Below are 12524 nucleotides of genomic sequence, written 5' to 3' on the forward strand. Positions count from 1 at the left end.
TCATAATTGTTTTTTTAATTCACATTCAATTTTGATCATAGTAATTAGGCTGATGTTGAACGAGAGTTTTCGTTTAATACTGATTGATCAACGTTGTTTAATTGACATTATTTATTAAGGATATATTGTGATAGGTCGTTTACGTGGAATCATTATTGAAAAGCAACCACCCAAAGTGTTAATTGAAGTTGGTGGTGTTGGCTATGAAGTGTTTATGCCAATGACCTGTTTTTATGAATTACCTGATAATGGTAAAGAAGTGATTGTGTTAACTCATTTTGCCGTTCGTGAAGATGCTCAAGTGCTGTATGGCTTTAATCATGAACAAGAGCGTGAATTGTTTCGTGAGTTGATTAAAGTGAATGGTGTTGGTCCCAAATTAGCGTTAGCAATTTTATCAGGAATGTCAGCAGGGCAATTTATTAGTGCAGTTGAGCAAGGTGAAATCAAGACGTTAGTTAAATTACCTGGCGTGGGCACTAAAACGGCTGAACGATTGATTGTCGAAATGAAGGATCGAGTTAAACGGTTTGGTGAAGAGTTAGCTAATGTAAACGTAACTGTTGAGACTGGAAGTCTTAAAAAATCCTCAAGTCAGATTGAAGGTGAAGCCGTTTCGGCACTTATCGCTTTGGGTTATAAACCACAAGAAGCAAGTCGTATTATTAGTAAAGTCATTAAGCCAGACATGGATTGTGAAATGCTAATACGTGAAGCATTAAAGTCAGCATTATAAAGAAAATAGGGAACGATGATGATTGAAGCGGATCGTTTAATTGCGCCACAGGCTCAAAAAGAAGAAGAGTCGTTAGATCGGGCTATTCGTCCTAAATATTTGGATGAGTATATTGGTCAACCTCAAGTGCGTGAGCAGATGAAAATCTTTATTCAGGCTGCCAAGCAACGTAGTGATGCGCTTGATCATGTTTTAATTTTTGGTCCTCCAGGTCTTGGTAAAACCACTTTAGCTAATATTGTTGCTAATGAAATGAATGTTAATTTGCGTACTACCTCTGGTCCAGTGTTGGAAAAAGCAGGTGATCTGGCTGCAATGTTAACCAATCTCGAGCCTAATGATGTGCTGTTTATTGATGAAATCCATCGATTATCTCCAGTCGTTGAAGAAATATTATATCCTGCTATGGAAGATTATCAGCTCGATATTATGATTGGTGAAGGTCCAGCCGCACGTTCAATTAAAATCGATCTTCCGCCCTTTACGCTTATTGGCGCAACTACTCGAGCGGGTTCGTTAACATCGCCATTACGCGATCGTTTTGGGATTGTGCAACGCCTTGAGTTTTACCGTGTTGAGGATTTGGAGTATATCGTTAGTCGTAGTGCTAAGTTTTTAGGTTTAGATCTTTCCAAAGAGGGTGCCTTTTTAATAGCTAAACGCTCACGCGGAACGCCTCGTATTGCTAATCGTTTATTGCGACGTGTGAGAGATTATGCGGATGTTAAATCCAAAGGTGTTATTGATGAGCGTATTGCGACTCAAGCTTTAGATATGTTAGATGTGGATAATGAAGGCTTTGACTATATGGATCGTAAGTTACTTCTTGCCATCATCGAAAAATTTATGGGTGGTCCAGTAGGATTAGATAATATTGCTGCAGCAATTGGTGAGGAACGTGAAACGATTGAAGATGTGTTAGAGCCGTTTTTGATTCAGCAAGGTTATATCCAAAGAACACCAAGAGGACGGATTGCAACACCTCATGCTTATCGACATTTTGGTATTATTCAAGATGATTAATTTGATTTATTCTAATTTGAATTATCCGATTTTTAATCAAACACCGCCAAATGGCGGTGTTTTGCGTTTATAGGATAATTAACCAAGTTCTTTCTCAGTGAAAATACCACTAAATAAATCAGTACTAAGGTAACGTTCACCTGAAGAGGGTAATATTACCACGATGGTTTTATTCGCATTTTCTGGTAATCGAGCCAAACGATCAGCTGCAAATACCGCAGCACCGGATGAAATTCCTGCTAAGATACCTTCTTTTTCCATTATAATGCGAGCTGTTTCGATTGCTTCTTCGTTAGATACTTTTTCGACCAAATCAATCAAACTCAAATCTAAGTTACCAGGAATAAATCCAGCTCCGATACCTTGTATTTTATGTGGGCCAGGTTTGATAGGTTCGCCGGCAAGTGCTTGCGTAATTACAGGTGAGGTAGTTGGCTCAACTGCGACAGCCGTAATGTTTTTTCCTTGAACTTTTTTGATGTATTTTGTTACGCCAGTAAAGGTTCCACCTGTTCCCACACCTGCAACGAAAATGTCGATTTTTCCATCTGTATCAAGCCAAATTTCTGGTCCTGTGGTTTTTTCATGAATTTCTGGATTGGCGGGATTGCTAAATTGTTGGAGCATAATATTGTGTTTGGGATTACTAGCAACGATTTCTTCCGCTTTTTCAATCGCACCTTTCATTCCCTTGGCAGCTTCAGTTAATACAAGGTTTGCACCTAACGCTTTTAGAAGTTTGCGGCGTTCAATACTCATGCTTTCTGGCATGGTTAAGGTTAATTTATAACCACGAGCAGCGGCAACAGCAGCTAATGCGATACCAGTATTACCACTAGTTGGCTCTATAAGTTCGACGTCAGGGTTAAGTAAACCACGTTTTTCTGCATCCCAAATCATATTTGATGCAATTCGGCATTTGACGCTGAAACTTGGATTACGAGATTCGACTTTAGCTAATATATTACCATTCCCAAAATGTTTTAATCGAACTAGGGGAGTATGGCCGATGGTTTGTGAGTTATCATCAAATATCTTACTCATGGAAAAGTCCTTATTAGTTTATTCTTAGATTCAAAAGTGGTGGCAAGTAATTAATTAATGTTGATGACTATATTATAGATTGAACTGAAAAGATGATACTAATTATTAATTATATTCATATGCATTTTTGATATAAGGGCCTTTATTTTGACTAGCTGGTATCCTTTTTAGTGCTGGGATCTTACTATAGTATTGAAATGTGAATTTACATATACGCTATATTCAGGCGTGTTTTGTTAAGACATTATTTTAAGTTAGGTAATCGTTGATCATCAAATATTCAGAAATTTATGATTATCTATGAAACCATTATTCAATGAAACTATTTTCCATGTCTAATTCAATTCTTTTAATAGCTTGTTCGCAGCGGTATATTCGATTATCAAGGGCAGCGATTTTGGTGTGTTCTATTGACTCTAAAGAGAGTTCGAGCTCATATTTCATCTCTTGTAATCGTCGTAAATAATCTAAATGTCTTGAATGTTTTTCAGCTAATGTTTCTGTAATAATATGGCCAGTAGTTTGTTTACGTAAATGTACTGTGGCAAGCTCACGTGTTAGGGCGGTAATTTGGTTTATAAGTCTTTCTGATAAAAATTCGATTTGTGTACGTTTTTCTAAAAGTACTGCATCACAAAGTGCTAGATAGGTTTGCTTTACTTTATCTAAATAGAATTGATTGTCGGTTTCAATTTTACTGGTGTTAAACAGATGCTCATCAAAATAATGCTCTTGATAGCTTTGTTGTTCGGATAAGTTCAACTGCTGTTCAAGCTCGTTTATTTGATTTTTCAATTTTTCCAAAAATTTTTGCATGAATATATCTTTATGGTTGGTTATCGTCATTTTGCCCAAAATAATTCCCTAAATGAATTTTAGATAAGTTTATTAGTTTCATTAACGATTCAAAAGTTAATTTTTCATTTGGATTTTTATTCGGACTTAATATCTTTTTTTCAATTAATTGCAATTTGATTCGGTTATAGCTGTCAATTAAGTTGAGCGGTAATGGCGATTGAGAACGATATCCTAACCACAAGATCCCTTGAATAGGTAAACTTAAAGCAAATAGAATTGTGATTGCTGTTACCGCTAATTGCGCGGGTAAATAATATTGCCAAAGAATTAAGCCGATGATGATCGGCGGTAAAATTTTTTTTGCAACTTTGATGTAGTTAATAATTTTTAATTCAGGAAATGAATAGGATAGGGCTTTATCTTTTGGGCAAATATCCATATATATTTGACCTGCCTTAAAAATTTTAACTAAGTTCATCTGGTTTGGATTCCTCGACATTCACATTTTATTGTCTTAAAATAGTGCCATTCAAATTGGGGGCTCTCTTTATTTTATCTCAAATTTCAAGATATCAGAAGTCGCCTTATATAACACATTGATTAATGTGTAGAGTTGCCAATATTGATTGGTAAAAATCTTTTATTCAATTTATAGGAATTACTATGTCATCAAGTAATAACGCTCTCGTTCTGAATTGTGGAAGTTCATCTTTAAAATTTGCTATTATTAACCCTGAAAATGGTGATGAGTTTTTATCTGGTTTAGCTGAATGTTTTCACCTTCCTGATGCTCGTATCAAATGGAAATTAGATGGTGAAAAGCAAGAAGCTTCTTTAGGAGCTGGTGCAGCACATAGCGAAGCGATTAAATTCATTGTTAATAACATTTTTCCACAAAAACCAGAATTATTAGACAGCATAAAATCAATTGGGCACCGTATTGTTCATGGTGGTGAGAAGTATACCCAATCAGTTGTGATTGATGATTCCGTTTTAAAAGGTATTGAAGAAGCTTCTGCTTTTGCGCCTTTACATAATCCAGCACATTTAATTGGTATTCGCGAAGCTTTTATTGCATTTCCTCATTTAAAAAATAAAAATGTTGCAGTATTTGATACAGCTTTCCATACTACAATGCCTAAAGAAGCATATTTATATGCAATTCCTAATGAATTATATACTAAGTACGGTGTTCGCCGTTATGGTGCTCATGGTACTAGTCATTATTATGTCAGCCGAGAAGCTGCAAAATTATTAAATAAACCTGTTGATCAAACGAATGTGATTACATGCCACTTAGGTAATGGTGCTTCAATCACTGCTGTGAAAAACGGTAAAAGTATTGAAACTTCTATGGGCTTAACACCACTTGAAGGTTTAGTTATGGGGACACGAAGTGGTGATATCGATCCTGCTATCATGTTCTTTTTACATGACAATTTAAATATGTCAGTTGCTGATATTAATAATTTATTAAATAAAAAATCAGGACTATTAGGTTTAACTGGTGTAAGTAGCGATTGCCGTTATGTAACAGATAATGCAGATAAAGACGAAAATGCTAAAAATGCTTTAGAAGTATTTGTTCACCGTTTAGTCAAATACATTGGTGGTTATGCGATGTTGTTAGACGGCCGTTTAGATGCAATCGTGTTTACTGGTGGTATTGGTGAAAATGCTGAATGTATTCGTCGTAAAACTTTAGAAAAATTAAGTATACTTGGTTTTGAGATTGATAAAGAACGTAATTTAGCTGCACGTTTTGGTAACGGTGGTGTGATCACTAAAGATGGTTCTGCTATTGCAATGGTTATTCCTACCAATGAAGAACTTGTCATCGCACAAGATGCAGCACGCTTAACAGCTTAAGCACTTTAAAACCGCCGTTAAGGCGGTTTGTTTTTGGATTTAATAAAGAATTAAGAGGAAACTTATTATGTCTCGTACCATTATGCTGATTCCAACTGGTACCAATGTTGGATTAACGGGTGTAAGTCTTGGTGTTATTCGAGCAATGGAACGTCAAGGTATTAACTTAAATGTATTTAAACCAGTTGCCCAACCAAGAGCAGGTGGTGATGCGCCTGATAATACAACGACTTTAGTTAGTAATAATACATCGATTCCAACTTTGAAACCTTTAAAAATGAGTTATGTTGAAAACTTATTAGGTTTGAATCAACAAGATGTTTTGATGGAAGAAATCGTTGCACTATATGCAGAAAATACTAAAGGTGCAGATGTTGTTTTAGTTGAAGGTATTGTACCAACTATTGATTATCCATTTGCTAATGAACTAAATAATAACATCGCGAAAACTTTAGGCGCTGAGATTATTTTTGTGGTTAATATGGGTAAAGATGATCCAGAGCAGTTAAAAGAACGCATTGAGATTGCTCGCTCTAATTTTGGTGGCATCAAAAATGATAAAATTATTGGTGTGATTGTTAACAAAGTCAATGCACCAGTAGAAGAACAAAATCTCGCTCGTCCAGATGTTGTTGAAATTTATCATACGCCTAAATTTGATGGTAAGAAAATTACAATTAATGATTTAAGCGAGCATAGCCCATTACCTGTACTTGGCTGTATTCCTTGGAACATCGATTTAAGTTCTTGTCGTACATATGACATTGCTAATCATTTGCAAGCTAAAATCATTAATGAAGGCGGTATTAAAAATCGTCGAATTAAACATGTTTCTTTCTGTTCTCGTAGCGTTCCAAATATCATTAATCACCTTCAACCGAACGCGTTATTAGTAACTTCAGCTGATCGTGCTGATGTTTTAGTAACAATCTGTTTAGCTGCAATGAATGGTGTTGCTATTGGTGGTGTATTATTGACTGGTGGCTATGATATTGATGAAAAAATCTATAAATTGTGTCAACCTGCTTTTGATACAGGATTACCAGTATTTACTGTTAAAACCAATACATTCCAAACTTCAATCAATTTACAACAATTCAATTTAGAAATCCCGGTTGATGATAAAGAACGTATGGATAATACTCAGAATTTTGTTGCCGATCACATTGATCCAAGTTGGATTAAATCATTGAATGAAGTGGTAAGTTCTGCTCGTCGATTATCTCCTCCAGCATTCCGTTATCAATTAACTGAGCTTGCACGTAATGCGAAAAAAGTGGTGGTGTTACCAGAAGGGGATGAGCCGAGAACAATTAAAGCAGCTGCAATTTGTGCAGAGCGTCATATTGCTAAGTGTGTGTTAATTGGTAATCCTGATGAAGTCCGTAAAGTGGCTGCGTCGCAAGGTGTTACTTTAGGTGCAGGTGTTGAAATTGTTGACCCAGAACGCATTCGTGATAAATATGTACCTCGTTTAGTTGAATTACGTAAAAACAAAGGTATGACTGAAGTTATTGCGCGTGAGCAATTAGCTGATAATGTTGTGCTTGGTACAATGATGCTTGAAGCAAATGAGGTTGATGGTTTAGTCTCTGGTGCTGTTCATACTACGGCCAATACTATTCGCCCTCCGCTACAATTAATCAAGACTGCTCCAGGTAGTTCGCTTGTTTCATCGGTGTTCTTTATGTTAATGCCTGATCAAGTTTATATCTATGGGGATTGCGCTATTAATCCAGATCCAAATGCGCAAGAACTTGCTGAAATTGCTATTCAATCTGCTGATACTGCTATTGCTTTTGGTATTGAACCACGTGTGGCGATGATCTCTTACTCAACCGGTAGTTCAGGTCAAGGTGCTGATGTTGAAAAAGTGAAAGAAGCAACACGTATTGCTCAAGAAAAACGCCCAGATTTAATGATTGATGGTCCTTTACAATATGATGCTGCGGTTATGCCTGATGTTGCGAAATCAAAAGCGCCAAATTCTAAAGTTGCAGGTAAAGCGACGGTGTTTATATTCCCTGATTTAAATACTGGTAATACAACTTACAAAGCTGTACAACGTTCAGCTGATCTTGTTTCAATTGGACCTATGTTACAAGGTATGCGTAAGCCTGTTAATGATTTGTCTCGTGGTGCGTTAGTTGATGATATTGTTTATACAATTGCATTAACCGCTATTCAATCCGCGCAAGAAAAAAATAGCTAGTAAATTATTAATATTTATGTTTAAATTTATGAGAGGTTTTTCAAAGACCTCTCATTTTTTATCTGTCCGATAAGTCCAATCACATAAAGTGACGAAATTAGTTAAGGATGATGTAAGTTATACATTATTTAGCGCTGTTTTTTGTTCCAATTCTATACATTATAAAGTTCTTTTTGATTAATTTATTCAAGCTATATGACTATACATGGTCTATATCTCCCTAATTTAATCAATTTGTTAATTATTTGTCCATTTCATTACCTGTTTAAAGATTAAGCAAAGCTGTTTTTATATTCCTAAGTTTTAAGAAAGATAAGTTTTATTTTCAATATTATTTTTAATTAAAAATACTAAAGGTATAACGGAATGAATTGTCTTAATCAGGACTCCATTAGAGTCATTGCACCCAGCATTTATCATGATACTTCATGGAATGAAGCCGAAGTATTAGGCGCCATGGTTTGGTTATGGAACAGGAATTCCAATTATAGAAATGTTGCCATAAGTTCAGCATTGGAAACTTTACTGCCTACTATTCAGTCTAGGAATTTTATTTTACTCATTAAAAATAATCGACCACTCGGTTATCTCAATTGGGCATATTTAAATAAAGATGAGGAACGGGAATATCTAAACAAAACGAAAAGTTATGTGAATTTTGTTCAATGTAATAAGAAAGATGAAAGTAAACAATTATGGCTTTTATCTTTCTTTTGCCCATTTGGACGGAATGAATCTTTCTTGTTGAAATCTATTTGTAAAAAAGTTCTAAAAAATAATCTCTGCTTTTTCGGTTACCACAAGTCAAAAACAAACACCGTTGTAAAAAAAGTTCAATGTTAGAGTCTATAAGGAAAGAATTATGAATCAAATATACCAAACAAAATTTAATTTTCTAACTGGTACTAGCATAGTTTGTTCTGAATTGGCACGACGTGTTAGTAAAGTAGCGATAACTGTTTCAATTTTATCAGCCTCAACCTCTTTATTTGCGTTAGATTGTACACCAAATCCTGATGGATCTTATTTAGTAGGCCAAGACGCTCCTAGTTGTAATAATATAAATGCTGCTACTGCAACGCAAAGTGGTAATGCTGGTTTTTATATTTTAACTAGAAGTAAACTGCATGAACAACTAAATGTGGGTGATACGACCCTTACTGCAAATGTCAGTGCCGATTATACTGGCTTAGGTAACCAATATACTTATGGTGTTTCTGGTGGCTCAATTAAAGCGGGCAATTTAAATTTTACTATAAAGAATGATGGTAATGTGATGGGGCTTACGACTTATCACAATGTCGATATCACTGCTAAAGATGTTGTATTAAATATAACTGATAACTATACACGTGGTCGTAACTCTAGTGGTGGTGTGGCTGCTTATGGGATATTAACCGGTTCAGCTGCAAATGCCGGTGAGAGAAACGCCTATAATGGTAAATATAGCACAGTCACAGTTGATAAACTGACGATCAACCAAACAACATCAGGTGGTAAAACCTCTCCAATATTAAATAATGGTATTCGTGCTATTCAAGGTGCATATGACAATAATGGTCAAGGTTCTGCAGGGCGAGTTATTGTTAATGATGATTTGGATATGACTTTGACTGGTAATCGCGCCATCGGTATTTATGTATCGGGTAATGCAACCAATCATGGTGGCGCGAATGATACTGGTGCTGATGGTCAATTAACACCAATAGTGATTTTAAAAGGCGCTAAAAATAGCATAGTGTTGAATAAAGGTAGCGATAGTTCATCATTGAACTGGGACAGTGTGGGTGTCAAATTAGGAAAGACGCGTAATACTGGTGAAGGTGCTGGTATTTTAGAATCTCATGGTGAACTTAATATTGATACTACAAATGCTTTAAATGGTTCTGGTATTAAGATGGTTCGCAATTCTTTATTAAAAGCAGATTATGACGATAGTTCGACAATCATCAAAACAAATGGTTATGCACTTGAAATCGGGACTCATGATGATGCGAATTCAAGTGGAGTATTTGAACAGGCTGCATCACATGGTGTAAGTGCAAGCTTTAAAAATGCGATATTTTCTACCAATGGTACTAGTGCTGACCCGGTTATCAGTGGTTCTGTTGGTCGCAAAGATTTAATTTTTGTCGATCAAGGTCAAGTCGATACTGTATTATCTTTTACCGGTGATAAAACTGATCTAACAGCAAATGATGCGGGTTATATTCTTAACGTGAGTGGAAATTATACCGCATCTGGTTATCAGTTCTTTTCAAATACCTATGATCAAACTGGAACAGAACAAAGTCATGATGATTATCAAGCGTCATCAGTTACCTTTAATGCTTCTGACAAGGGAAGTATGACTGGGCTGGTTTATAAAGGTTTGGTTAAAACTGAAGAGGGTGAAGTTTTAGATGCCAATAAAACGCCTACACTCAACTTAAACTTAAATAATGGTTTTACTTGGAATTTGAAAGCAAATGATACCAGTAAAACTGCTTTATTTGATAATTTAACTTTATCAAATGGTGCGTTACTTAATGCTGCATTTGATGATGCGGGCGCAAATGAGTTTATTTTACAAGGTAATGTTATTAGTGATGGTGGTATTATTAGTTTAGATAATCATTCCCATGGAAAATATAATGATAGTTTAACTATTCAAGGTAATTATTCGGCATCAAATAATGCAATAGTTAAGATGAATACGTTATGGAATAATAATACTTCACAATCAGACTTACTAAAAATTACTGGAGCTGCCAGTGGTGTTACTAAAGTTATTCCTGTTAATGCAAATGGAGCTGAAAATTTTATTGATGGTAACATAAAGCAAGTTGCTGCAATATTGAATAGTATTCCTGTTATTAATGTAGGAACTTCAAACTCAGAAAGCAATTTTACTGGTGATGCACAAACGACAGGTGCAACAGAAGTTCAATTGGCAAAACGTCAAACAACTAATGGTGATGAATACTATTGGACTATGAAGGCAAGTAATCCAGGTGAACCCGTTGGCCCAGTTGGACCTGTCAAACCCGTTGAACCAGTTGAACCAGTAAAACCACCTAAGAAGGTGATCTATTCAAATGCCGTTTCTGGTTATGTATCAATGCCACGAGTAAACCAAGAACAAGGATTATTAAGTATTGGTACTTTGCATGAACGTAGAGGCGAATATGCTAACTTTAACTTAGCTAATTGTAGTACTTGCGATGAACATTTAAGTGAAACTTGGGGAAGAATATTAGGCAAACATCTTAAATCAGACGGAAAAAAACGGTTGAATTTAGAAACTGACGTTTATGGATTACAACTTGGCCATGATCTGGTAAACAATTTATTCGAAGATGGAAGCCACAATTATACAGGTGCTTATCTTTCATATACTAAAGCTAACACTGATTTTTCCGATAAATATCGTGCTGTTAATGGTTTAATTTCTCATAACAAAAAAACCGGAAAAGGTACTTCGGAAGCATTTAGCCTTGGGTTAACTAATACCTATTTTTCTGCTAATAACAGTTATTTAGATTTAGTTGGACAGTTCTCTTCAATCCGCAATAAATATGATGCACGAAAAGAAGCCCGTTCTATCCATCAAAATGGGTTTGGTGTAGCTGTTTCAGCAGAAGCCGGACATGCCTTCAACTTTAGTCAAGTTGATTCAAGCCAATGGCTAATCGAACCTCAAGCTCAACTTGTTTATCAATATCTTAATTTGGATAGTTTTAAAGATAAATATCGTCAAGTCGATCAGAATAATCAGGATCAATTGCGTGGTAGAATAGGTGTACGAGTAGACCATAATAATCAAGCAGCAGATCGACAAATTATGTCGATTTATGCAATTGGTAATGTTTGGCATGACTTTATTAAGCCAACTCATGTCACAATAGGTAAAGATAGTTTACGTGAAAATTATGCAACTACTTGGGGAGAATTGGGGGTTGGTATAAAAACGGAATTAGGCAAAGATAATTTTCTTTATGGTGATGCTCGTTATGAACATGATTTTGGAAGTACCAAGCATCAAGGCTATAAAGGAAATATTGGAATAGAACATAAATGGTAATTTAGAATTATAAGTTTATTTCTCTGTTCTATACGTAATGGCTAGTCATGCATTACGTATAGACTTTTTATAAAAAAGTAACTAATAATCAAGTTAAATAAAATAATATAGCTTAATGTTCATCGCGTAAAACTTATTGCGACTGGCAAAAGTGATATTTTTAAGATTGGAATATATTTAACCCAATGAATCATTTTACAATGAAATTTTAGTTAAATAGAACTCATTTATTAATACTTAACAAATTGATTTTTAGATGAATTAAAGCCATTTGATGTTTTAAACTTGAATAAATATGATAAAGGATAATTACTTTATTCACCTTGACTTTCTAATAGTGTTAATAACATTGACATAAATAGTTTTTTATCATCCTTTAATGTTGAAAAAAACTCTTTATCAATTTGTTCAACTAAAGGTACAGTTTCATTTGCTTTATCAAACCCTTTTTGTGTCAGTTGAATGGATTTTGCTCGACTATCTTTGCTTGAACAGTGGCGCTCAATATAATCTTTTTTCTCTAAATTCTCTAAAATTTGTGAGATTGTCATCACATCGATATTTGTTCGATTGGATAGAGTGACTTGTGTTATTTCATCGTTGTATTGTGATAAATAAGCAAGTGTTGCAAGTACGATAAATTGAGGATGAGTGATAGACTGTTTTTTCAAACAACTTTTGATATTTGTATGCCAGGACGAATAAGTTTTCATAAAAATAAAACCAATGGATTGAGAATCATTTTGAAATTGTGTCAGAAACTTATCGCCCTTTGCCAT

Annotated in this window: 10 protein-coding genes; 6 read left to right on the forward strand and 4 right to left on the reverse strand. The window is 35.0% G+C overall.

Features of this window, described 5'->3' with window-relative positions; all coding sequences use genetic code 11:
• Positions 1-127: 127 nt before the first annotated feature.
• Together ruvA and ruvB are read left to right on the forward strand one after the other, a co-directional pair.
• The gene (gene ruvA, locus A9G07_RS03395; RefSeq protein ID WP_065563044.1) at positions 128-736 is read left to right on the forward strand and encodes a Holliday junction branch migration protein RuvA; all 609 of its coding nucleotides are present in this window, start codon (positions 128-130) and stop codon (positions 734-736) included.
• Between the two features lie 18 nt (positions 737-754).
• Positions 755-1759: a Holliday junction branch migration DNA helicase RuvB gene (gene ruvB / locus A9G07_RS03400; protein ID WP_065734030.1), complete on the forward strand. Its 1005-nt coding sequence runs from the start codon at positions 755-757 to the stop codon at positions 1757-1759.
• Positions 1760-1837: 78 nt separating this feature from the next.
• Here the strand turns inward: ruvB and cysK are convergent, their stop codons facing one another.
• From cysK to yfbV, 3 genes are all read right to left on the reverse strand, one after another.
• Positions 1838-2803: a cysteine synthase A gene (cysK, locus tag A9G07_RS03405; RefSeq protein ID WP_065563046.1), complete on the reverse strand. Its 966-nt coding sequence runs from the start codon at positions 2801-2803 to the stop codon at positions 1838-1840.
• A 309-nt stretch (positions 2804-3112) separates the two neighbouring features.
• Positions 3113-3619, reverse strand: coding sequence for a primosomal replication protein PriC (priC, locus tag A9G07_RS03410; RefSeq protein WP_065734031.1), 507 nt, complete (start codon positions 3617-3619; stop codon positions 3113-3115).
• Between the two features lie 10 nt (positions 3620-3629).
• On the reverse strand, positions 3630-4079 hold the full coding sequence (gene yfbV / locus A9G07_RS03415) for a terminus macrodomain insulation protein YfbV (protein ID WP_065734032.1): 450 nt from the start codon (positions 4077-4079) through the stop codon (positions 3630-3632).
• A gap of 185 nt (positions 4080-4264) precedes the next feature.
• Here yfbV and A9G07_RS03420 point away from each other — a divergent pair, with 185 nt between their 5' ends.
• From A9G07_RS03420 to A9G07_RS03435, 4 genes are all read left to right on the forward strand, one after another.
• Entirely contained in the window at positions 4265-5470 is a 1206-nt protein-coding gene (locus A9G07_RS03420) for an acetate kinase (RefSeq protein ID WP_065563049.1), read from the forward strand.
• Positions 5471-5537: 67 nt separating this feature from the next.
• Complete coding sequence (gene pta, locus A9G07_RS03425) at positions 5538-7682, forward strand: phosphate acetyltransferase (RefSeq protein WP_065734033.1); 2145 nt, start codon at positions 5538-5540, stop codon at positions 7680-7682.
• Between the two features lie 366 nt (positions 7683-8048).
• The gene (locus tag A9G07_RS03430) at positions 8049-8525 is read left to right on the forward strand and encodes a toxin-activating lysine-acyltransferase (RefSeq protein WP_065734034.1); all 477 of its coding nucleotides are present in this window, start codon (positions 8049-8051) and stop codon (positions 8523-8525) included.
• Positions 8526-8544: 19 nt separating this feature from the next.
• Positions 8545-11745 (forward strand): autotransporter outer membrane beta-barrel domain-containing protein, encoded by a 3201-nt coding sequence (locus A9G07_RS03435; protein WP_065734035.1) that lies wholly within the window; start codon positions 8545-8547, stop codon positions 11743-11745.
• Positions 11746-12059: 314 nt separating this feature from the next.
• On the opposite strand, the gene A9G07_RS03440 is transcribed toward A9G07_RS03435, so the two are convergent.
• A complete protein-coding gene (locus A9G07_RS03440) occupies positions 12060-12524 on the reverse strand; it encodes a MarR family winged helix-turn-helix transcriptional regulator (RefSeq protein WP_065563053.1) in 465 nt (154 codons plus the stop codon).

This window comes from Gilliamella sp. wkB72 (assembly GCF_001693745.1).
GTDB lineage: Bacteria > Pseudomonadota > Gammaproteobacteria > Enterobacterales > Orbaceae > Gilliamella > Gilliamella apicola_E.